At 64.2% G+C, this 21,678-nt stretch carries 17 protein-coding genes and 3 tRNA genes; 11 read left to right on the top strand and 9 right to left on the bottom strand.

Annotation, left to right across the window (positions count from 1 at the left end):
• The first annotated feature begins 123 nt into the window (after positions 1 to 123).
• On the top strand, positions 124 to 570 hold the full coding sequence (locus tag PSELUDRAFT_RS19065; protein WP_088968580.1) for a ProQ/FINO family protein: 447 nt from the start codon (positions 124 to 126) through the stop codon (positions 568 to 570).
• Between the two features lie 274 nt (positions 571 to 844).
• Here the strand turns inward: PSELUDRAFT_RS19065 and PSELUDRAFT_RS19060 are convergent, their stop codons facing one another.
• Positions 845 to 1,747, bottom strand: a complete 903-nt coding sequence (locus tag PSELUDRAFT_RS19060; RefSeq protein WP_162291276.1) for a LysR substrate-binding domain-containing protein — start codon at positions 1,745 to 1,747, stop codon at positions 845 to 847.
• 112 nt (positions 1,748 to 1,859) lie between these two features.
• Between PSELUDRAFT_RS19060 and PSELUDRAFT_RS19055 the strand changes: the two genes are divergently transcribed.
• From PSELUDRAFT_RS19055 to PSELUDRAFT_RS19045, 3 genes are read left to right on the top strand one after another with little or no spacing between them, the layout of a single operon-like run.
• Positions 1,860 to 3,014 carry a methionine aminotransferase gene (locus tag PSELUDRAFT_RS19055; protein WP_088968319.1) on the top strand — a complete coding sequence of 385 codons (1,155 nt, stop codon included), beginning with the start codon at positions 1,860 to 1,862 and terminating at the stop codon, positions 3,012 to 3,014.
• A gap of 10 nt (positions 3,015 to 3,024) precedes the next feature.
• Positions 3,025 to 3,831 carry a carbon-nitrogen hydrolase family protein gene (locus PSELUDRAFT_RS19050; RefSeq protein WP_088968318.1) on the top strand — a complete coding sequence of 269 codons (807 nt, stop codon included), beginning with the start codon at positions 3,025 to 3,027 and terminating at the stop codon, positions 3,829 to 3,831.
• Positions 3,832 to 3,864: 33 nt separating this feature from the next.
• The gene (locus tag PSELUDRAFT_RS19045) at positions 3,865 to 4,623 is read left to right on the top strand and encodes a transporter substrate-binding domain-containing protein (protein ID WP_088968317.1); all 759 of its coding nucleotides are present in this window, start codon (positions 3,865 to 3,867) and stop codon (positions 4,621 to 4,623) included.
• Between the two features lie 148 nt (positions 4,624 to 4,771).
• On the opposite strand, the gene PSELUDRAFT_RS19040 is transcribed toward PSELUDRAFT_RS19045, so the two are convergent.
• The 4 genes from PSELUDRAFT_RS19040 to PSELUDRAFT_RS19025 are packed head-to-tail and all read right to left on the bottom strand — an operon-like array spanning position 4,772 to position 9,643.
• Positions 4,772 to 5,110 carry a rhodanese-like domain-containing protein gene (locus tag PSELUDRAFT_RS19040; RefSeq protein ID WP_088968316.1) on the bottom strand — a complete coding sequence of 113 codons (339 nt, stop codon included), beginning with the start codon at positions 5,108 to 5,110 and terminating at the stop codon, positions 4,772 to 4,774.
• Between the two features lie 58 nt (positions 5,111 to 5,168).
• Positions 5,169 to 5,396, bottom strand: a complete 228-nt coding sequence (locus PSELUDRAFT_RS19035) for a DUF2892 domain-containing protein (RefSeq protein WP_088968315.1) — start codon at positions 5,394 to 5,396, stop codon at positions 5,169 to 5,171.
• Between the two features lie 12 nt (positions 5,397 to 5,408).
• Complete coding sequence (locus PSELUDRAFT_RS19030; RefSeq protein WP_197693911.1) at positions 5,409 to 8,600, bottom strand: efflux RND transporter permease subunit; 3,192 nt, start codon at positions 8,598 to 8,600, stop codon at positions 5,409 to 5,411.
• Positions 8,600 to 9,643: an efflux RND transporter periplasmic adaptor subunit gene (locus PSELUDRAFT_RS19025; RefSeq protein ID WP_088968314.1), complete on the bottom strand. Its 1,044-nt coding sequence runs from the start codon at positions 9,641 to 9,643 to the stop codon at positions 8,600 to 8,602. Before PSELUDRAFT_RS19025 ends, PSELUDRAFT_RS19030 begins: the two co-directional genes overlap by 1 nt.
• Before the next feature lie 122 nt (positions 9,644 to 9,765).
• Between PSELUDRAFT_RS19025 and PSELUDRAFT_RS19020 the strand changes: the two genes are divergently transcribed.
• Positions 9,766 to 10,155, top strand: a complete 390-nt coding sequence (locus PSELUDRAFT_RS19020) for a rhodanese-like domain-containing protein (RefSeq protein WP_088968313.1) — start codon at positions 9,766 to 9,768, stop codon at positions 10,153 to 10,155.
• A gap of 54 nt (positions 10,156 to 10,209) precedes the next feature.
• Here PSELUDRAFT_RS19020 and PSELUDRAFT_RS19015 read toward each other — a convergent pair whose 3' ends face one another.
• The gene (locus PSELUDRAFT_RS19015; RefSeq protein ID WP_088968312.1) at positions 10,210 to 11,052 is read right to left on the bottom strand and encodes a hypothetical protein; all 843 of its coding nucleotides are present in this window, start codon (positions 11,050 to 11,052) and stop codon (positions 10,210 to 10,212) included.
• A 411-nt stretch (positions 11,053 to 11,463) separates the two neighbouring features.
• Positions 11,464 to 12,447: a recombination-associated protein RdgC gene (locus PSELUDRAFT_RS19010; RefSeq protein ID WP_088968311.1), complete on the bottom strand. Its 984-nt coding sequence runs from the start codon at positions 12,445 to 12,447 to the stop codon at positions 11,464 to 11,466.
• A gap of 92 nt (positions 12,448 to 12,539) precedes the next feature.
• On the opposite strand from PSELUDRAFT_RS19010, the gene PSELUDRAFT_RS19005 reads away from it, so the two are divergent.
• The 6 genes from PSELUDRAFT_RS19005 (at position 12,540) to PSELUDRAFT_RS18980 (ending at position 19,339) form a co-directional block, all read left to right on the top strand.
• Positions 12,540 to 12,616: transfer RNA gene (locus tag PSELUDRAFT_RS19005), tRNA-Pro, on the top strand.
• 26 nt (positions 12,617 to 12,642) lie between these two features.
• A tRNA-Pro gene (locus PSELUDRAFT_RS19000) sits at positions 12,643 to 12,719 on the top strand.
• Positions 12,720 to 12,744: 25 nt separating this feature from the next.
• A tRNA-Pro gene (locus tag PSELUDRAFT_RS18995) sits at positions 12,745 to 12,821 on the top strand.
• A gap of 731 nt (positions 12,822 to 13,552) precedes the next feature.
• Positions 13,553 to 14,269: a response regulator transcription factor gene (locus tag PSELUDRAFT_RS18990; protein WP_088968310.1), complete on the top strand. Its 717-nt coding sequence runs from the start codon at positions 13,553 to 13,555 to the stop codon at positions 14,267 to 14,269.
• On the top strand, positions 14,269 to 16,617 hold the full coding sequence (locus tag PSELUDRAFT_RS18985; protein WP_088968309.1) for a CHASE2 domain-containing protein: 2,349 nt from the start codon (positions 14,269 to 14,271) through the stop codon (positions 16,615 to 16,617). Before PSELUDRAFT_RS18990 ends, PSELUDRAFT_RS18985 begins: the two co-directional genes overlap by 1 nt.
• Before the next feature lie 166 nt (positions 16,618 to 16,783).
• The gene (locus PSELUDRAFT_RS18980) at positions 16,784 to 19,339 is read left to right on the top strand and encodes an EAL domain-containing protein (RefSeq protein WP_162291275.1); all 2,556 of its coding nucleotides are present in this window, start codon (positions 16,784 to 16,786) and stop codon (positions 19,337 to 19,339) included.
• A gap of 61 nt (positions 19,340 to 19,400) precedes the next feature.
• On the opposite strand, the gene gltX is transcribed toward PSELUDRAFT_RS18980, so the two are convergent.
• A complete protein-coding gene (gene gltX, locus PSELUDRAFT_RS18975) occupies positions 19,401 to 20,786 on the bottom strand; it encodes a glutamate--tRNA ligase (RefSeq protein ID WP_088968307.1) in 1,386 nt (461 codons plus the stop codon).
• 136 nt (positions 20,787 to 20,922) lie between these two features.
• On the bottom strand, positions 20,923 to 21,555 hold the full coding sequence (locus PSELUDRAFT_RS18970) for a LysE family translocator (RefSeq protein WP_088968306.1): 633 nt from the start codon (positions 21,553 to 21,555) through the stop codon (positions 20,923 to 20,925).
• Positions 21,556 to 21,678 lie beyond the last annotated feature (123 nt).

The raw sequence follows: 21,678 nt of genomic DNA, 5'->3' as shown, positions 1-21,678 counted from the left end.
CGCCTGCCGGATTGGTATACAATCCGGCGCAAATTATTGTCAGCTAAACAGAACTCTGTGCTTTACGTCTCAGGGTGAGGTTTGCGAAACCCTGTGAAGAATTCCATGAAAGACAAAGCAAAAGTGGCTAACGAAACCGCGCTGGGTGCAGCGCTGAAGAATGCGGTACAGAGCCTGAGCAAGAAGAGCCAGACCGAGATGATCGCTGCCCACGTGTACGCCAAGTACGACGTGTTCAAGCAGTTCCGCCCGCTGGCGCTGGGCATCCACGAGGCGCTGATTGCCGCGCTGCCGCAGTTCGATGCGCAGCTGGTATCGCGCGTGCTGGCCAACCATTGCCGCCGTCAGCGCTACCTGAAGGCACTGGCCCGTGGTGGCAAGCGTTTCGATCTGGCACTGAAAGCGGTTGGCGAAGTGACTGCTGAAGAAAAGGCCGCCGCCGAGCGCATGTGCCAGGCTCGTGCCGACAAGGCCGCGCCGAAGGCGGAGGCTGCTCCGGCAGCCGCCGTGGTGTCGGAAGCTCCGGAAGCTCCGGTAGCTGACACCGCCGGCGAAGCCAGCGCCGAATAAGCGCGGCTTCCGTCATGCACAACACCGGCCCTGCGCCGGTGTTGTGCGTTTCGACAAAGCCCTTTCGTGAAACGAAAGGGCTTTGTCTTGTAAAAGGGAGGGCTGCCGATTCAAATACCTGGCAGGGGCGGCCCGGCTTGGCCGGGTCCGGTGGCAGGTAAATGGGGTTCTGCCAGCAGCCTGAACACCGGCCTTGCGCCGGTGTTGTCGTTTCTGTGGCTAGGGTTGGCCGCAAAGTGTCATGTGGTGGCGGATTGCCTGCGGCGCATCCGCCCTAGGTTGCGGCCGTGGTGGCGTGTTCACCGCAGCGCGCCAGCAGCCAGTCACGTACGGCATGCACCGCCGGGCGGGCTTCGTCCGGCTTGCAGGCCAGCGCAAAGGCGTAGCCGCTGCGCCATGGCGGCGAGAACGGTGCCAGCAGCTCGCCGGCGGCCAGTTCCGGCGCCAGCAGGGTGATGTCGCCCAGGGTGATGCCGTAGCCCTGCAGCGCGGCGTTCATCGCCTGGTCCAGGGTGTCGAACACCGTGCCGCCGCGGTAGTCCACCGTGCCGGCGCCGCGCCAGGCCAGCCACTGCCGCCAGTCGCGCTTGTCGTGTGAGGGATGCAGCAGCGGGAAGTGCGCCAGATCCGCCTCGCGCTGCAGCGGCAGGCCCAGTTGTTGCAGCAGCCGTGGCGCCAGCACCGGCGTCAACTCCTCGGTGAACAGCAGCTGTTCGTTGTCTGCCAGTGCCGTGCGCGGCTTGTAGACAATGGCGAGGTCCACGTCTTCTTGCGCGAAATTCACCGAGTGATCATGCACTCCGGCCAGCTGCACCGGAATATCCGGCGCCTGGCCGGCAAAGTCGCGCAGCGCCGGCAGCAACCAGCGCACCACGCAACTGGGCGCCTTGATGCGCAGCTGCGTGGTCAGCGCCGCTGCCGCGTCCATGCCCTGTTCCAGCACCTGGAAACCGCGCTGCACATAGGACAGCAGCAGCTCGCCCTGCGCCGACAGCCGCAGGCTGCGCGCATAGCGGTGAAACAGCGGGTAGCCAAGATGCGCCTCCAGCTGTGCCACCTGCTTGCTCACCGCGCCCTGGGTCAGGCACAGCTCGTTGGCCGCGCGGGTGAAGCTCTGGTGGCGGGCGGCGGCCTCGAATACCGACAGTGCGTACAGGGGAGGGGTCTTGCGCGGCATGCTGCGCTCCATGACTGAAATTTTCTCAGCCATAACATGCCGATAAATCGTTTGTCGCACAAGTCCTCATCGCGTTGAATAGCGCCATAACACCACAACGCGGCGAGACATCATGCACACCCCCATTGCCCAACGCTCCAAGCTGCCGCACGTCGGCACTACCATCTTCACCGTCATCGGCCAGCTGGCCGCCAAGCACCAGGCCATCAACCTGTCGCAGGGCGCGCCCAACTTCCCGTGCAGCGAGGCGCTGGTGCGCTACGCCCACGAGGCGATGCAGGCCGGCCACAACCAGTACGCACCGATGAGCGGCCTGCCGGTGCTGCGCCAGGCCATCGTCGACAAGGTGGAGGCGCTGTACGGCCAGCGCTACGATGTGGACAGCGAAGTCACCGTAATGGCCAGCGCCAGCGAGGCGCTGTTCTCGGCGGTCACCGCACTGGTGCACGAAGGCGACGAAGTGATCGTGTTCGAGCCGGCCTTCGACAGCTACATTCCGATGATCGAGCTGCAGGGCGCCACTCCGGTGGTGATCAAGCTGGCGGCGCCGGATTTCGCCATCCCCTGGGACGAAGTGGCGGCGCGCATCACCCCGCGCACGCGCATGATCCTGCTCAACACCCCGCACAACCCCACCGGCACCGTGCTGGGCGCCGCCGACGTGGCGCGGCTGGAGGCCATTACCGAGGGCACCGACATCGTGGTGCTGTCCGACGAGGTGTACGAGCACGTGGTATTCGACGGCGAGCTGCACCACAGCATGAGCCGCCACCCAAGGTTGGCCGCACGCTCGGTGGTGGTCACCTCCTTCGGCAAGACCTTCCACGTTACCGGCTGGCGGCTAGGTTACTGCCTGGCGCCGCAGGCGCTGATGGACGAGATCCGCAAGGTGCACCAGTTCGCCATGTTCGCCGCCGATACCCCGATGCAGTACGCGATTGCGCGGCTGATGGCCGAGCCGGAGCACTACCTGGGGCTGCCGGCCTTCTACCAGCAAAAGCGCGATTTCCTGGTGAACGCGCTGCAGGATTCGCCGCTGCAGCTGATCCCCAGCCGCGGCAGTTTCTTCATGCTGGCGAGCTTCGCCCACCTGTCGGACGAGAGCGACAGCGACTTCGTGCAGCGGCTGATTACCCAGCACGGCGTGGCCACCATTCCGGTGTCGGCGTTCTACCGCGATGGCACCGACCAGCGTGTGATCCGGTTGTCCTTCGCCAAGGACGAAGCCACCCTGCAGGCCGGCGCCGAGCGCCTGTGCCGCATCTGAGGAGCGCCGCATGAGCCAGACCTTTACCGCCGCCGCCGTGCAGATGGTGTCCGGCGACGAGCTTGCGGCCAACCTGGCGCGCGCCGAAGCGCTGGTGGCCGAGGCTGCCAGCCGTGGCGCCGAGCTGGTGGCGCTGCCGGAATACTTCTACCTGATGCCGGGCGACGAGCAGGCGCGGCTGGCCATTGCCGAGCCGTTCGGCGCCGGCCCGCTGCAACAGCGCATGGCGGCGCTGGCCGCGCGTCATGGCGTGTGGCTGCTGGCCGGCACCCTGCCGCTGCAGGGCAGCCAGCCGCAGCGCTTCTGCAACAGCAGCCTGCTGTACAACCCGCAGGGGCAGTGCGCGGCGCGCTACGACAAGATCCACCTGTTCGGCTTCGATGACGGCAAGGAGCGTTACGCCGAGGCCGACACCATGCAGCCGGGCAGCGAGATCACCAGCGCCGACACGCCATGGGGCAGCATGCGGCTGTCGGTGTGCTACGACCTGCGCTTCCCCGAGCTGTACCGCCACGGCCCGGCACCGGCGCTGATCACCGCCCCGGCCGCCTTCACCCACACCACCGGTCTCGCACACTGGGAGCTGCTGCTGCGTTCGCGCGCGGTGGAAAACCTCGCCTTCGTCATCGCCCCCGGCCAGGGCGGCGTGCACCCGGGCGGCAAACGCACCTTCGGCCACAGCATGATCATCGACCCGTGGGGGCAGGTACTGGCCTGCCACGACGAAGGCGAGGGCATTGCGCTGGCCACACTGGATCTAGACAGGCAACAGACCTGGCGCACGCGCCTGCCGGCGCTGCAACACCGTCGCTTTTAAGTCGACACTTACTACAAATCTCTGGAGAAACTCATGAAACGCAATATCGCATTTGCCGCACTGCTGCTGTCCCCGCTGCTGACCCAGGCTGCCGAGCCGCTGCGCATCGCCACCGATGCCACTTACCCGCCGTTCGAACTGGTGGATGCCAGCGGCAAGGTAGCCGGCTTCGAAGTGGACTTCGCCTACGCCGTGTGCAAGGCCATGGCGACGCCGTGCGAGGTGGTCAACCAGCCGTGGGACGGCCTGATCCCCGGCCTGCAGGCCAAGAAGTACGACGCCATCATGTCGTCGATGAACATCACCGACGAGCGCCGCAAGGTGGTGGACTTCAGCAAGGTGTACTACCTGATGCAGAACCGCTTCGTTGGCCGCAAGGGCGTGCAGCTGTCCGCAGACCTGAAGGGCAAGGTGATCGCGGTGCAGACCGGTACCCCGCAGGACCGCTACGTGACCCAGAGCTTCAAGGCTGCCACCATCAAGCGCTACGTGAACGCGCAGGACCCGATGCTGGAGCTGACCTCCGGCCGTGCCGACCTTACCTTCGGCAACACCGTGCAGCTGCAGAAGGGCTTCCTGGATACCGCCAACGGCAAACCGTTCGCCTTCACCGGCCCGGTGTTCGACGGCCGCAAGGACAAGGTGCTGGGCGAGGGCGTGGCGGTAGCGCTGCGCAAGAGCGATGGCACGCTGAAAGAGCGCTTCAACAAGGCCATCGACCAGGTGAAGAGCAGCGGTGAATACGCAGCGCTGCTGAAGAAGCATCATCTGGATGGCCTGCTGGAAGACTGAGTTTCTCCATGGTCTGGTAAGACTGCTTCCCCTGCCTCGTGCAGGGGTTTTTTTATTGCGGCCAACCTTGTGTACAACACGGCCCGTAGTCCGGATCAGCGTGGCGCATCCGGGCTCCCCAAGGTTGGCCGCATGGCCCCGGATGCGGCTATGGCGTGTCCGGGCGACAAAACGATGACTGTTGCAGCCAGGCCGCCGCCTGCTGCCGGGTGCGCGCGTTGTATACCTGCGTAAAGCCGGCCTGCTGCAACTGGCGGCAGGCGGCGGCGCTGCGCATGCCGCTGGCGCAGTACAGCACCAGCGCCGGCGGCTGGCTGGCACGCAGGCGGGCGATCTGGCTGCCCAGCTGCGCCAGCGGGATGTTGACGGCGCCGGGGGCGTGGCCGGCGGCATATTCCTGCGGCTCGCGCACGTCGATCAGCAGGGTGCCGGCCGGCAGGCTGGGCGCCGGGGTGGGGGAGAACAGCTTCTTCAGCCACTGCAGCATGGGTGGGCTCCATTGCGGGTGAGGGTGTCGGGATGCAGCATCTGCCGGCGCCACGCGGTCATTTGCCGGCCCCGCAGCTGGCCTGCTCCGGCACACCCAGCTTTTTCAGCAGGATGGCCAGCGGGCAGACGTTGCTCAGCGAGAACTGCAGCAGGTTGGCTCCGACGAAGGCGGTGAGCCACAACCAGTATGTGCTGACGAACAGCGGGCTGGCCTCGGCGCCCAGCGCCAGCGACAGCAGGATCATCAGGCCGGCGAAGAAGCGGATGGCGCGTTCTATGGTCATGGTGGTTTCCTCTCAGGGTTGTGTTTCCGCGGGCTGGCCACGGAAGGCGATGTAGTACAGCAGCGGAATCACCAGCAGCGTCAGCAGGGTGGAGAGCAGGATGCCGAAGATCAGCGCGATGGCCAGGCCGTTGAAGATAGGGTCGTCCAGGATGAATAGCGCGCCGGTCATCGCCGCCAGGCCGGTGAGGGCGATCGGCTGTGCGCGGGTGGCGGCGGAGCGCACCACCGCGCTGGCCAGATCCCTGCCGGCGGCCACCTCCAGGCGGATGAAATCCACCAGCAGGATGGAGTTGCGCACGATGATGCCGGCCAGCGCGATCATGCCGATCATGCTGGTGGCGGTGAACGGCGCACCCAGCAGCGCATGGCCGGGCATCACCCCCACCAGGGTCAGCGGAATCGGCGCCATGATGATCAGCGGCATCAGGTAGGAGCCGAAGTGCGCCACCACCAGCAGGTAGATAAGCACCAGGCCCACCGCGTAGGCGGCGCCCATGTCGCGGAAGGTTTCGTAGGTGATCTGCCATTCGCCGTCCCATTTGATGGCGTACTGGCGCTGGGTGTCCTGCGGCTGGTGGATGAAGTACTCGCCCAGCGGCTGCAGGTTGGCGGTCTTGATGGCGGCCAGCTGGCCGCGCATCTCGAACATGCCGTACAGCGGGCTGTCCTCGCCGCCGGCCATGTCGGCCAGCACGTAGTCCACCGCCACGCCGTCCTTGCGCATGCGGGGGCGCTCCACCTCCGCCGGCACCGCGTGCACCAGCTCGGATAGCGGCAGCACGCTGCCATTGCCGGCGCGCACCGGCAGTGCCAGCAGCGCGTCGGTATCGGCCTGAGCCGCCAGCGGCAGGCGCAGTTGCACCGGCACCGGGTACTTGCTGTTGTCGTGCAGCCAGGTGGCGTTGTCGCCACCCAGCCCTGCGGCCAACGTTGTCACGATGTCGGCTTGCGGCACGCCGCGTTGCATGGCTTTTTCGCGGTCGATCAGCAGCACGGTTTTCGGGCCTTGCGGCTGCACGCTGCTGTCCACGTCCACGATATGGCCGCTGCGCTTGAACAGCGCCTCCAGCTGCTGCGCCACGCCGGCGCGGCCTTCGGCGGACGGGCCGTAGACTTCGGCCACGATGGGCGCCATCACCGGCGGGCCGGGCGGCACTTCCACCAGCTTGATGCGTGCGCCGTAGCGGCTGGCAATGGCGCTGAGCGCCGGGCGGTAGCGCAGCGCGATGCGGTGGCTGGCCTCGCTGCGCTGGTGTTTGTCCTGCAGATTGATCAGCATGTCGCCGCTTTCATAGCCGCTGCGCAGGTAGTACTGGCGCACCAGGCCGTTGAAGTTGATCGGCGCGGCCACGCCGGCATAGGCCTGGTAGTCGACCACCTCCGGCTGCCTGCCCAGCCAGGCGCCCATGTCCTTCATCAGCGCGGCAGTGTCTTCCAGCGGGCTGCCGGCCGGCATGTCCAGCACCAGCTGCAGCTCGGACTTGTTGTCGAACGGCAGCATCTTCAGCACCACCAGTTTTGCCACCGGCAGCGCCAGCGACAGCAGCACCATGCCGGCCACGGCCAGCCACAGCAGCGTGCGTGCCCGGCCGCCTTTGTGCGGGTGCAGGAAGGGCGCGAACAGCTTGCCGGCCAGCGGCTGCAGCTTTGCGGCCAAGCCGTGGTGCGGCTGCTGGGGCGTGGCCAGCCAGCGTCGCGCCAGCCACGGGGTGAGGATGAAGGCGATGGCCAGCGAGATCAGCATGCCCATGGAGGCATTGATCGGGATCGGGCTCATGTACGGCCCCATCAGGCCGGAGACGAAGGCCATCGGCAGCAGTGCGGCTATCACCGTCAGCGTGGCCAGGATGGTGGGGCCGCCCACTTCGTCCACCGCGCGCGGAATCAGCTCGCCCAGGCTGGCTGCCGGGTGCAGCTGGCGGTGGCGGTGGATGTTCTCCACCACCACGATGGCATCGTCCACCAGGATGCCGATGGAAAAGATCAGCGCGAACAGCGACACGCGGTTCAGCGTGAAGCCCCAGGCCCAGGAGGCGAACAGGGTGGCGGTGAGGGTGAGGATCACCGCCACGCCGACGATGGCGGCTTCGCGGCGGCCCAGCGCCAGCATCACCAGCGCCACCACCGAGGCGGTGGCAAACGCCAGTTTCTGGATCAGCTTCTGCGCCTTGTCATTGGCGGTGGCGCCGTAGTTGCGGCTGAGGGTGACTTCAACGTTGTCCGGCAGCATGCTGCCGTGAAGCTGCTGGACGCGCGCGAGCAGCGCATCGGCGATATCCACCGCGTTCTGCCCCGGCTGCTTGGTGATGCTGATGGTTACCGCCGGCGCCTCCCCCCTGGCATCGCCATACCACACGTAGCGCGATGGCTGCTGCGCGCCGGCGCTGACCTCGGCCACATCGCGCAGGTAGACCGGCTTGCCGTTACGCACCGCCACGATCAGCTCGGCCACCTGCCGGGCGTTCTGCAGGAAGGGGCCGGCCTCCAGCGTGATGGCGCGCTGGTCCACGGTCTGGCCCAGCGGCAGCGCAAAGTTGGCGCCGGCCAGTGCGTGGCGCAGGTCGTCCACCGTCAGGCCGGTTGCGGCCAACCTTTGCGGTTGCAGGCTCACGTTGATGGCCTGGCCGGGGCCGCCGATGGTGCTTACCTCGCGGGTGCCGGGCACGCGCTTCAGCTCGCCTTCCAGTGCGTGGGCGATGCGCTCCAGCTCGAAGCTGCCCAGGCTGTTGTCGCGGCTGTGCAGGGTGAAGGTGACGATGGGCACGTCGTCGATGCCCTTGGGCTTGATCAGCGGCTGGCCCACGCCCAGGCCAGGCGGCAGCCAGTCGGCATGGCTGTTTACCGTGTCGTACAGCCGCACCAGCGCATCGATGCGCGGCACGCCCACCTTGTACTGCACGGTAATCACCGCCATGCCGGGGCGCGACACGCTGTAGATGTGATCGACGCCGTCGATCTGCCCCAGCACCTGCTCGGCCGGCTGGGCCACCAGGCTTTCCACGCTGTCGGCGCTGGCGCCGGGGAAGGGGATCAGCACATTGGCCATGGTGACGTTGATCTGCGGCTCTTCCTCGCGCGGCGTCACCAGCACCGCGAACAGGCCCAGCAGCAGCGCCAGCAGCGCGATCAGCGGGGTGATGCGCGCGTTCTGGAAAAAAGCCGCCAGCCGACCGGCGATGCCCATCTTGTCGCTGGCGTGCATCAGTGTGTACCTGCGTGTGTGATGGTCAGTGCAGCCGCCTGTTCGGCGTTGGCCGCAATGCGCTCACCGGCCTTCAGGCCGGACAGCACCGGGTAGCTATCGCCTTGTGGCGCGCCCAGCCGCACATAGCGCAGGCTGGGCTTGCCGGTGGCATCCACCACGTAGACGGCATCGAATTCGCGCTGGTGGCTCACGGCACCGGCCGGCACGCTCAGGCGCACGTCGGCCTTGCCGCGGGTAGTGAAGCTGGCGCTGGCCATCTCGCCCACCACCGGCTGGCTGCCGGCGGCCAGGTTGATGCGCACGGTGCGGGTCTGGCTGCCGGCATCCGCGGCGGGGAACCACTCGATGCGGCCAACCTTCAGCGCCTGGCCGCGCCAGCTCAGGCTCACCGGCGCATCCTGGCGGATGTCGACATAGGCGCTGGCCGGCAGCTGCAGCTCCACCCGCAGCGCGGTGGGGTCGTACAGCTCCACGATGGACTGGCCCGGCATCGCCAGCGCACCCTGGTCGCCGTTGACGCGGGCGATGGTGCCGGCAAACGGTGCGGTGAGGCGGTACAAGCCGGCCTGGGCGCCGGCGGCGCGGGCAGAGGCGATCTGCGCGCGTGCCTGCGCTTCGGCGGTCTTCAGCTGTGCGCCGGCCTGATCCAGCGCCGCGCCGCTCAGGAAGTGCTCGGCGGCGAGCCTGGCGCTGCGCTGGTAGTCGCGGCGCGCCTGCTCCAGCTGGGCGTTGGCCGCAGCAATCTGCGCCTGGCCGGCGGCGGCATTCTGCTGAGCCGCTTCGCCATCCACCTGTGCCAGCAGCTGGCCGGCTTTCACCGCTTGCCCGGCGTGGGCGGCAAGGCGGGTGAGCCGGCCGGCTACCGGTACCGACAGCTGCGCGCTGCGCTGCGACTGGATCACGCCCTGGATGCGGTATTGCTGTACGGCGCTGCTGCCACCCAGCTGCAGGGTGGCCAGCGGGGCGGCCTGCAGCGCCAGCGGTATGGCAAGCAGGCCGGTGGCCAGCAGGCTTGAGCGTGGTGGATGGCAGCGGAACATGGGAATGTTCTCCGGGTGATTTGTATTTCGCAAAACATAATATAAAAAATGATAATATACAAGTCAGGGCAGCCAGCAACCCGGATGCAGACTGGCTGTTTCACTTTCTTAAGGAGGCCGCAATGCTCAAGCACACCGCTCACGACCTGGCAATGGCTGCCAGGGCGCAGATCCAGGAATGTTCCCCGCAACAGCTGCAGCAACAGTTGGCAAGCGCCATGCAGCTGGTGATCGACGTGCGCGAACCGGACGAATACGCCGCCGGCCACCTGGCGGGAGCCGTGAATATTCCGCGTGGGGTGCTGGAGTTCCGCCTGTCCGCCGATCCGGCGCTGGCGGATGGCGATCGCCCGCTGCTGCTGTATTGCAAGAGCGGTGGCCGTGCCGCGCTGGCGGCCAGAGCGTTGCAGGAGATGGGGTATTGCCGGGTGGTTTCGCTGGCTGGCGGGCTTGATGCCTGGCTGGCCGGTGGCTTGCCGCTGGCACAGGCGCCGATGGTTGATTTCAGCTAGCAGGGGATGCCGGGCGCCGGATATGGCGCCTGGCGGTGTGCTGGGTGTTTGCTGCTAGAACAGGCCGAAGATGCGGAACAGGGCAAACACCAGTACGAAGCTGGTGACGCCGGTAAGAATCAGGTTGGTGTGGCGTTCCTTGGTCAGCGAGGCCTCCAGCGAACGCTCCTTGAGCTTCACCAGGTTGATCTGCTTCTGCTGTTCCAGCTTCTCTTCGTCCAGCCGCGCCACCGTGTCCAGCAGCAGGTTGGGCGCCACCTCGGTTACCTTGTCGGTTTCCCAGCTGCTGATCAGGTTGCCGGCACGTTCCTTGAAGTAGCGGCCGGCGCGCTGTTCGCTGTCTATCCACTCGAAGTCGAAGCCCTGCGCCGCCAGGCGCGCATTGCGCTTGATGCGCGCTTCCTCGCCATCCGCTTCCGGGCTGGGCACGTTGGCCGGAGCCACGCTGTAGTCGGCAAAGTGGCTTTTCAGCCACTGGATGACCTGCGCGTACGCATAGCCGGTCAGGCCGAGGTTGGCCAGTTCCGGGCTGAGCAGAAAGCCGGAGCGCGGGCCAAAGTAGATGCTGCGGCGCGGGTGGTCCACGCACACTTGCAGGCAGTTGCGGGTATTCATCCAGTCGCTGGCTTCGCCCTGGATCTTTTTCCACTGCGTGCCCTGCACCATGGTGTAGGCCTGGAACTGGATGCGGAAAAAGTCGGATTGCGGGGTTTTGGCAACACTGCGGCGGGCGAAGACGTAAATGATGCTGCCGTTGCTGCTGGCAGCCAGCAGCTGCTCGCCATAGGAAGTGGAAAACCCCGCGAGCAGGGTCTCGTTTTCCAGCGGCGGCGGTTCCACCGGCTCCGCGGGCGTGGCATTGCTGGAAGGGGCGAGTCGGCTGGCCTTGATATTCATGGACGGGACGGGCTGCAACTTGAAACAGTTACAAGCCTACACGATTTTTAACGAACTGAAAGCTTGATGCCGGGATGCAGGGCCGATGGCCTCATTGCGGGGCATGACGACCTGTTTCCGGGCATGCTGCTGCCATTTTAATGACATAAGGGCGCCATATTGTCGCAGTCGGGCCGGCCCTGGCTGCGGCAAGCCTGGCACGCCGCTTGCTGAATAGTGCCTGCGGAGTCTGCATGCAGACCCCGTTTGAGAGTCTGTCCCGTTGCTTCTGTCTCACCGTTATCCGAGACCGCCCGTTCCAGCAGGAACGGGCGATTTTTTTGCGGGCAGCAGCGTGGTGCGTGTGCGGTCGTGCATCGAAGCCCTGGTGCGGGCCTGAGGGTTGGCCGCACGGCCTGGCGCGCTATGCCATCAATCCCAGGGAACGTCACTGTCGCCAGCGGCGGCCGCTGCCGGCATGGCGGCGACGGGAGTCGCCACGGGCGCTGCTTGCTGGCTGTCTTCCAGCCCGCCCAGCGCGGCCACCAGTTCTTCCACCAGCTCGCCCAGCTCTTCGGCCATCAGCAGGAAAGTGGCTTCGAACAGGCTGGCCATATCGTCGCCGGCCTGGCTGGCTTCCTCTTGCAGTACGTCCAGGAACTGCAGGCGCTTGAGTTGCAGCTGGTCGGTCAGCACGAAGCGGATGCGCTCGCGCCAGATCAGGCCGACGCGGGTAACCTGCTTGCCGGTGGCAATATGCTGGCGAATCTCTTCCGCGGTCAGGTCGATGCGGGTGCAGCGCACTACTGCGCCGTTCTCGCTGCCATCCTTCAGCTCGCACTCGGCATCCAGCTCGAAACCCGCCGGTGCTTCGCCGCTGGCCAGCCAGTCGGTCATCGCGGCATGCGGCGACAGCGCGGTGCGCGGCAAGGCGGCAGGGAAGGGAGGGAGCGCTTCGCGCAGCTGCGACACCAGGTTTTCCGCCTTGCTGGCGGTGCCGCTGTCTACCATCAGCCAGCCACGCTGGCGATCCAGGTAGGCGGTGGTGCGGCTGGAGCGGGTAAAGGCACGCGGCAGCAGATCGTCGGTGATCTGTTCCTTCAGCGCCAGTTTCTCCTTGCGGCCAACCTTGCGCAGTTCCTCGGCTTCGATCTGGCTGACCTTGCTGTCCAGATGGTCGCGGATCACGCCGGACGGCAGTACTTTATCCTCGCGGCGCAGGCTCAGCATGGCGTAGCCGCGCTGGCTGAATAGCGGGCTGTCCAGGTGCCCGGCAGGGGCGACCCAGCCTTCGCTGAACCACTCCAGACCGGAGCAGCGCTGGAAAGGGCGGGCCACCAGAGCATCGGTCAGCTTGTCAGAGTCGATGGCGAAGTTTTCGTCCAGGCGGAAAAAAGAGAGTTGCTTAAACCACATATTTGATAGATAATCTTTTGCCTCAGTGATCGACAGATTGTAGCGCAAAAACGCAACGATCTTTCAGTCTTTCACGACGGATGAATTCAGTACGGGGTGTAGCTTAGCCTGGTAGAGCGCTACGTTCGGGACGTAGAGGCCGGAGGTTCGAATCCTCTCACCCCGACCAGTTTCATCCACATTGCAAGAATAAATCGGGGTGTAGCTTAGCCTGGTAGAGCGCTACGTTCGGGACGTAGAGGCCGGAGGTTCGAATCCTCTCACCCCGACCAAATGGCTTGCAATCACAATTCAATTCGGGGTGTAGCTTAGCCTGGTAGAGCGCTACGTTCGGGACGTAGAGGCCGGAGGTTCGAATCCTCTCACCCCGACCAGATTCTGAAAGCCGGATCGGTATTTAACCGATCCGGTTTTTTCATTTCCGATTCCCTGCATTATTTGCGATGCTGCATGGCTAATGCCTGTCGCTGGCCTGGTCTGCGGAGCAATTCCCCTGTCGCCGTGTGCATCGCCTGTCACTTCCACCTGTCTCAACTCCCCGTCTCCATCCTGTTGTTGCTATTGCCGATTCGGAAATGATGAATTTCATGCCGTGCAATCTGGCTATTCAGATGTTTCCTATACATCAAGTCAATAAATATGGATTTAATTTAACTAAATTTTTACATATAGAAATTGACGAACGAAACCAGACTTGGCAGTGGCTGTTTAACGCATATTGAATATACCTTTGGCATGAATGGCTGGCGATAGCTTGGAATCAGCATGGCATAGTAAGCAAATTCCGAAAATTGGCGAACACACTTTTCATCCATATGTCGCGTGCTAGGATTGGTTAGAGATTATTTTGCTTCAACCTGACAATTGCTTGGATGCAATGTACTTGCTGCTTGTGGATATGTGATTGCTGGTGCAAGTAGCCAGGTACGGTTTTTACATGCGTTTGTACTGCGGCAGATCGAGGCAGCACAGCTAATTACTTGTGTTTTATTCCATTCGGGTCGTCATTTAGGTAATGCATTCCGGTGTGCCCGGCGATTGAATATCTGGCCGACTGCCAATCGGCACACCGCTTGATCAACAGGGAAAATTGGAGACTAAGAATATGCGGGTAGCTACTCTCGATGACGATCAGGATCAGCTTGAACTGACCAAGTACACGCTCAAGGCAATCGGGCATGAATGCCATACCTTCACCACCGGCAAAGAACTTACCCGGCAATTGTCGCGTGATAATTTCGATCTGATCATTCTGGACTGGAACCTGCCGGATACCAGTGGCCCGGAAGTGGTGAAATGGGTGCGCACCTATGTGAAGGAGCGGGTGCCCATTCTGTTTCTGACGGTACGCGACGACGAAGCCGCCATTGTCGAAGGTTTATCATCCGGGGCCGACGATTTCATGGTCAAGCCCATGCGTATCGGTGAATTGACAGCCCGGGTCAGCGCGCTGCTGCGTCGTGTTTATCCCAAGCAGACGGCGGGTGAAAAGAAATGGGGCATTTATTATTTCAACGCCGCCACCTGCACGGTGGAAATCGATAACGAGCCTATCGTACTGAAACAGAAGGAATTCGAGCTGGCACTGTTTTTGTTCCGCAATATGGGGCGGCTGTTGTCACGCCAATACCTGCTGGACTCGCTGTGGACGGCCACCAACCCGACCGGCACCGACCTGATGAGCCGCTCGCTGGATACGCATATTTCCCGCGTCCGCAATCTTTTGCGGCTACGCCCGGAAAACGGCTACAAGCTCAGCTCGGTATATGGTCAGGGCTATCGGCTTGAAACCCTGGTTGATGAAGCGCAGGAGCAATCCTGATGCCCTTGCCGTGGCAGCTGCTGCGCTCGCAGCGCGCGTCCTGGTGCCTGCTGCTCATGCTGGCAATGGTGCTGTATTTGCTGTTGCGCGGCACCCTGGTAACCCAGATGGTGGACCAGAGCATTCTCGACCGCTGGCAGGGGCTGCAGGCACTGTCGCCGGCCGGCGGCTACCAGTCGCCGGTACTGATCATCGATATCGATCAGCGCAGCCTGGACAAGCTGGGGCCATGGCCATGGCCGGAAAACCTGCAGGCGAAGCTGATAGACCGGGCGCTGCAGGCGCAGGCCAGGGCCATCGGCTTCAGCATTGCCCTGCCCAGGCTGCGCATGATGCGCGACGAAACCATGGAGCAGACGCTGTTCCACTGGGGGCCGCGCGTGGTGTTGCCGGTGGGCTCCTGGGACATGGTGCCGTATCACCGGCGCGCGCAACTGGAGCTGCAGCCCGACCCGGACGGCGTACTGCGCCGCGTGCACCTGTACGCCGGGCCGGAAGGGGGCGTGCGCTGGCAGCATCTGGCGCTGGCAGTACTGGAGGCTGCGCGCCTGGACCTGCCACAGGGGACCTGGCACTGGGTAAGCCAGGACAATTTCCGCGGCTTCGCCGGGGTGGACATGGATGGCTCGATTGCTGCGGGCACCGGCTGGCTGCGTGATTCCACCATCGGTATTGCCTATGGCCGCAACAGCAATGGCCACGAACATGTGTCGTTTATCGATGTGCTGGATGGCACGATTCCGGATTCACTGCTACGCGACCGGGTGGTGCTGGTCGGTGCCACCGCAGCAGGGCTGGCGGTGCCGCTGCGGGTACCGCTCGATGCCGCCAACGGCCGGCTGCAGCCGGTGGAAATCGTGGCCGACGCCATTGATTCCCTGCTGTCCGGCAACCTGATCACCCCGCTGTCTTCCGGCATGCAGTGGGGGCTGGAACTGGGGCTGCTGGCACTGCTGCTGTTGATCATGTACCGGCTTAGCCCGGTGGGCTCGCTGCTGATGTGGCCGCTGGCGATTGCCGCGCTGCTGTTGCTGTCGGCCTGCCTGCAATCGCTGTACGGCTTTGCCTGGGGGCCGACGGTGGTCATCGCGGTATACAGCATTGTGGCGATTGGCTGGACCATGCGCGGCATGATCGGCCCGCTGACGCTGGTACTGCAGTCCGGCAACCTGTTGGGCGTTACGCAGGCCAGGCCGGCAACGGGCAGTTTGTTGTTCTCCTGGCGGCTGAAGGACCTGGATGCCAGCCTGCGCCGGCTGCGCCAGGCGTTGGCAGAGCAGCGCAGTTCCTACCACCTGATGGTGGATGCGCTAAACAACCTGCCGGATGCGGCCATGGTGTACGACCTGGCATTGAAGGTCTCCCTGGCCAACCAGCAGGCTGCCCGCTTGTTTGGCGTGGCGGCCCCGGCGGAGCTGGAAGGGCGGCATATCGAAAACTGCCTGTGCCCCTTGGCCACCACGCCGGAAATCGCCGCCGATTTACTACAGAGGCTGGCTGCTTTCCCGTCCGCCCAGGAGCAGTTCGAACTGCAGGATATCCAGGGGCGCAACCTGGTGATCAAGCAGGCGCCGGTGTTTGCTGCCAGCGGTGCCATTTCCGGCGCGGTGCTGATGCTGATGGATGTTAGCTGTCAGCGTAGCGAACAGCGGCAGCGCGATGATGCGCTGTATTTCCTCAGCCACGATTTGCGTGAGCCGCAAGCTTCGTCGCTGGCATTGCTGGGCCTGATGCGGTACCAGCCGGATGCCATGCCGCTGGCGGTGCTGATCGAACGCCTGGAGCGTCATACCCGCCGCGCACTGGCGCTGGCCGAGGGTTTCATCCAGCTGCAGCGGGCGCAAAGCGCATCCTTCCAAGTGGATCGCCACGACCTGGCGGCGATGCTGGCCGAATGTGTCGACGACCTGTGGGAGTTTGCCGGTCAGGCGGAGGTCAAGCTGCTATGTGCGGATTCGGCCGAGGTGGCAGAAGTCCTGATTGACCGCGAGATGGTGGCACGGGCGATCAGCAACTTGCTGAGCAACGCCATCAAGTTCTCGCCGGCGAACAGTACCGTCGAGTGCCGGGTGGAGGTGCTGGGTGCCGAATGCATCGTGGTAGTTCGCGATCACGGTATCGGCATGTCGCACGAGACACTGCTGCATATCTTCCGGCCGTTCTACCGCAGCGCGACGGAGAGCCGTGCCAACGGTGCCGGGCTGGGGCTGCCCATGGTCAAGACGGTTGCCGAGCGCCATGGCGGCACGATACGGGTATGGAGCGAACTGGATCGCGGCAGCGAATTCCGCCTGAGCCTGCCGTTGGCCGCAACGCGCGAGGTAGTGGCGATTGGCGGCACAAAGTGAAGCAGGCTGGCGGCATGGTGTGCAGGGCACGCCGGAATAAACAGCATCGGGTTGCATCATGGTAACGAGTACTTCAACACAGGCGACGCGCTTTCGTGATCTGCCCCCGTGGCCGAGGGCATGGCTGCTGCTTGGCTGCCTGGCGGTGGTGCTGCAATTGCTGGTGATGACGGGGTCCGTCACCGCACAGTCGGTGCTGACACAAGTTGGCCAGGCCGTGGTGGTGCCGCGCTATGTCGGCGACAGCCAGTATGAAAAACAGAACCTGGCGCCGCTGATGCAGTGGTGCGAGGACCGGCAGGAGCGGACGGTGGAGGAGGCGCGGCGCAGCTGTGACTGGCGGCATACGCGCCAGAACAGCTTTCATTTCGGCGCCAGCAAGGCGGTCTACTGGCTGAGCGTGCGCCTGCACAATGGCAGTAGTGCCAGCCGCAATGTGGTAGTGGATTTTGGCGTTTCGCACGAGGACTACCTGGACTGGTATGTGCTGGATAGCGCCAGCGGCAACCGGCTGACCCAGGGGCGCATGGGTGATCGTCTGCCCATGCAGGTGAGAAGCCTGCCAACCCGCCATCAGGGCATTCCGGTGCAGGTGCCGGCGTCCCGCGATGTCGAACTCTATGTGCGTAGCGCTTCTTTCGATGGCTGGCACCAGTTGCTGCAGCCGCAACTGCTGTCCGAGAAAGCCTATCTGGAAGCAGAGCAGAAGGAAGACTTTGCCAATGGCCTGATATTCGGTGGGCTGGGCGCCATTGTCATTGTTGCGTTTAGCGCCTACACCGCCACGCGGCAGCGCAGCATCCTGCTGTATGGCCTGGCGCTGGCAGGCCTGCTGGTTTACAGCATGGCCAAGACCTCGTACGACCTGATGTTCCTGTGGCCGAATGCGCCCGGCCTGCATAGCCGCATTGTCTTTATCGTGGGGCCGCTGACCATCCTGCTGTACACCGCGCTGGTGTTCGACCTGCTCAAGGCGCGCAGCCACCTGCCGCGGTGGTTGTGGAACGGGTTGATGCTGTGGTGCACGCTGGCTGCCGTATCGGGGCTGCCTGCGGTGTTTGACCACATCCAGTGGGCGGTATATTCCACGCTGGTGGCAGCATGGCTGACGCTGCCGGTGTTTCTGACTGTCTGCTGGCTGGCTATCCGCCAGGTGCCCGGCGCCTGGATGATGGTGATTGCCGTGGCAGCGCAAGTGGTGGCGGTGCTGCTCAATGCCTTGCGCGCCATGGGCTTGCTGCGCACGGTCACGTTCGACCAGTCGGTGTTCCAGATGGCCGGTCTGTTCCAGGCGCTGGTACTGGCCTATGCGATGGCCAGGATACTGATCCAGATGCGGCAGGAAAAGCTCAAGGCTGCACAGCAGGCGCATGAGGCGCACACCAGGCTGCGGGCGCAGGAGGAACACGAATTGCGGCACGACAAGCTTACCGGTCTGCCCAATCGCCTGGCGCTGCTGGAGTGGCTGCGGCAGCGCATGGATCAGCAACGGCCATTCGCCGTCATCCACATCGGCATCTTCGACTTCAAGGCCGTCAACGATCAGTTTGGCCATGCCGGTGGTGACTATGCCCTGCTGGAGCTGAGCCGGCGTTGCCAGGCGCTGCTGGGGCCGGGCGATATGATGGCCAAGCAGTTGAGCGACCAGTTCATCCTGGTACTGCACGGCATGGATACCATTCAGGCGCTGTCCGTCGCCTCCCAGTTGATGCAGCGCCTGACGCAGCCCATCGCCTACGCTGAATCGGAGATCGTGCTGCGCCCGCGCATGGGGCTTGCCGCTTACCCGGAGGACGGCAAGGAGGCGGAAATCCTGCTGCAGCATGCCCACATCGCCAAGCGGGAGGCGGCACACCTGGTGAGCCACATCCAGACCTACCACAGCGGCAGCGACAAGATTTTCGAACGGCGCAACCTGCTGCTGCGCGATTTGCGCTCCGCCATTGCCGGCGAACAGTTCCTGATGGTGTATCAGCCGAAACTGAACCTGCGCACCGGGCAGGTGGACAAGGCCGAGGCGCTGCTGCGCTGGGATCACCCGCAACTGGGGCGCATCTCGCCGGTGGAGTTCATTCCGCTGGTGGAAAGGGCGGATGCCTCCTGGCAGCTGAGCATGTGGGTGCTGGAGCGCGGCATTGCGCAGATGGCCAAGTGGCGGCAGCGCGGCTACCACATCGGCCTGGCGCTGAACCTGTCGGCACAGGATCTGCACCACCGCCAGTTGCCCGAACAGGTGCGGAAACTGCTGGAAAGCTACGAGGTGCCGGCGGCGCAGTTGACGCTGGAGATCACCGAAAGCGGCATCATGCAGAATCTCGACAGCGTGCGCCTGGTGCTGGCTGCGCTGTGCGAACTGGGGGTAACGCTGTCGATCGACGACTTCGGCACCGGCTACTCTTCGCTGGCCATGCTCAAGCAGCTGCCGGTGAAAGAACTCAAGATCGACCGTGCCTTTGTGGCGCCGCTGGAACGCAGCAGCAGCGAGCAGAGCGACGATGCCGCCATCATCCGCTCCATCATTGGCATCGGCCACAGCGTGGGCATGCGGGTAGTGGCCGAGGGCGTGGAGACCCTTGCCGTGGCCCGCCTGCTGGAAAGCTGGCAGTGCGAGTACGTGCAGGGCTACTGGCTGAAGCCGCCGCTGGCGGCGGACCAGTTCATCGACTGGTTGGCCGCAGGCACCGGGCACTACATCACGGAGTTGCAACCGGCGCTGCCATAGTGCGGCAGGAATGAAAAAACCCGGCGTCAGCCGGGTTTTTTCATTCGATCGCAGCGTGTGCTCAGGCGCGCAGGCGGCGCAGCACTTCGTCCTTGCCGATCAGCGCCAGCACCGCGTCCACCGACGGGGTCTGGGTAGTGCCGCATACCAGCACGCGCAGCGGCATGCCCAGCTGGCCCATCTTGATGCCTTCCTCGGCGCAGAACGGCTTGAACAGCTCGTGGATGCTTTCGGCAGTCCAGCTCTGCAGTGCGGCCAGCTTGTCGGCAAAGCGCAGCATGCGTTCGCGGCTGTCGGCCGGCAGGTGTTTTTCCACGTCGGCAGCCTGCGGCTCGCGCTTGGCGTAGAAGTAGTCCACTTCCTGCGCCAGGGCGTTCAGGTCCTGGATGCGTTCCTTCACCAGTGCCACCACGTCGGCCAGTGCCGGGCCATTGCCGGTGGCAACGTTGGCCGCAGCCAGGCGGCCGGCGATCAGGTCGGCCAGGCGCTGGTTGTCGGCGGCCTTGATGTGCTGCGCGTTCAGCCACATGAATTTTTCGTGGTTGAAGCGGCTGGCGGACGGGCTTACCGCCTCCAGGCTGAACCATTCCACGAACTGCTCCATGTTGAAGAATTCCTCGTCGCCGTGGCCCCAGCCCAGGCGCGCCAGGTAGTTCAGCAGCGCTTCCGGCAGGATGCCCTTGTCGGCGTAGTCCACCACGCTTACCGCGTCGCGGCGCTTGGACATCTTGTTGCCGTTCTCGTTGAGGATCATCGGCAGATGCGCGTACACCGGCAGCGGCGCGCCCAGCGCCAGCAGGATGTTGATCTGGCGCGGGGTGTTGTTCACGTGGTCGTCACCGCGGATCACGTGGGTGATGTTCATGTCCCAGTCGTCCACCACCACGCAGAAGTTGTAGGTGGGGCTGCCGTCCGGGCGGGCGATGATCAGGTCGTCCAGCTCGTCGTTGCTGATCTCGATGCGGCCTTTTACCGCGTCGTCCCACACCACCGAACCGCCGATCGGGTTGCGGAAGCGCACCACCGGCTGCACGCCGGCCGGAATCGCCGGCAGGGTCTTGCCTGCCTCCGGGCGCCACAGGCGGTTGTAGCGCGGCTTCTCGCCGTTGGCTTCCTGCTGCGCGCGCAGCGCATCCAGCTCTTCCTTGCTCATGTAGCAGTGGTAGGCGTGGCCGCTGGCCAGCAGCTGCTGGATCACGTCCTTGTAACGGTCGAAGCGCTGGGTCTGGTAGAACGGGCCTTCGTCGTAGTCCAGGCCTACCCAGTGCATGCCGTCCATGATCGCCTTCACCGATTCCGGGGTGGAGCGCTCCAGGTCGGTGTCTTCGATGCGCAGCACGAAGGTGCCGGCATTCTTGCGGGCAAATGCCCAGGAAAACAGCGCGGTGCGCACGCCACCGATGTGCAGGAAACCGGTGGGGCTGGGGGCAAAACGGGTGCGGATCATGGTCTACGCCTGAACTGGATATTCGGTAAGGCGGCTATTGTACGTTGCCGGCCAAAGCGCGGGCAAACCGGTGGCGCAAAGCAAGTTGGCCGCATGCCTTGCGGCAATGCGGCCAACGTTGTGCGGAACAGTGCGATCAGGCGTTGAGGCCGGCTGGCAGGCTGTGGCTGCCCGGCAGGTTGGCCAGCATCAGCCACAGTGCGGTCACGGCCAGGGTCAGCGCCATGGCGGTGTTGAAGCAGCGCATGCGGCGCGGGGTGTTCAGCAGCCGCTGCAGCGCCACGCCGGCGCCGGCCCACACGGTAATGCACGGCATGATGGTGGCGAACACCACCATGAAGAACAGCAGCGCTGCCTGGCTGGCCGGCATGCTCTGCGGCAGGAACACCATGCCCATGTTCAGGCTGATCATCCAGGTCTTGGGGTTGAGCCACTGGAACCAGATACCGCCCATGAAGGACATCGGCTTCACCGCGCCGTCCTCGTCGTCCAGCACGCTGCTGCGCTGGATCTGCCACGCCAGGTACAACAGGTAGCCGCAGCCGGCCACGGTGAGCAGCGGTTTCACGCTGCCCAGCAGCCCGGCCAGCTGGCCCATGAATACGATGATGATGGCAGCCTGCAGCGCAATGCCGGTGGAGATGCCGAACAGCGACGGCACGGTGCGGCGGAAGCCGTGATTCAGGCCGGAGGCGGCCAGGATCAGATTATTGGGGCCGGGGGTGATGGCCATCACGGCCAGGTAGATCACCAGTGCTGCGGTATTCATGGCGCTGCATCACAAAGCTGTTTTCGATGGCTGTGATGATAGGCATTGCCGCGCTACAATAACAGATTCAGAAATTTCAATTTGAAACCATAACAGTTTGCGGTTGGCAAAACTGTTATGGTC

This window comes from Vogesella sp. LIG4, from assembly GCF_900090205.1.
Lineage (GTDB): Bacteria > Pseudomonadota > Gammaproteobacteria > Burkholderiales > Chromobacteriaceae > Vogesella.
The sequence above is the reverse complement of the archived record's forward strand: the minus strand, read 5'-3'. Positions and strand labels throughout refer to the sequence as shown.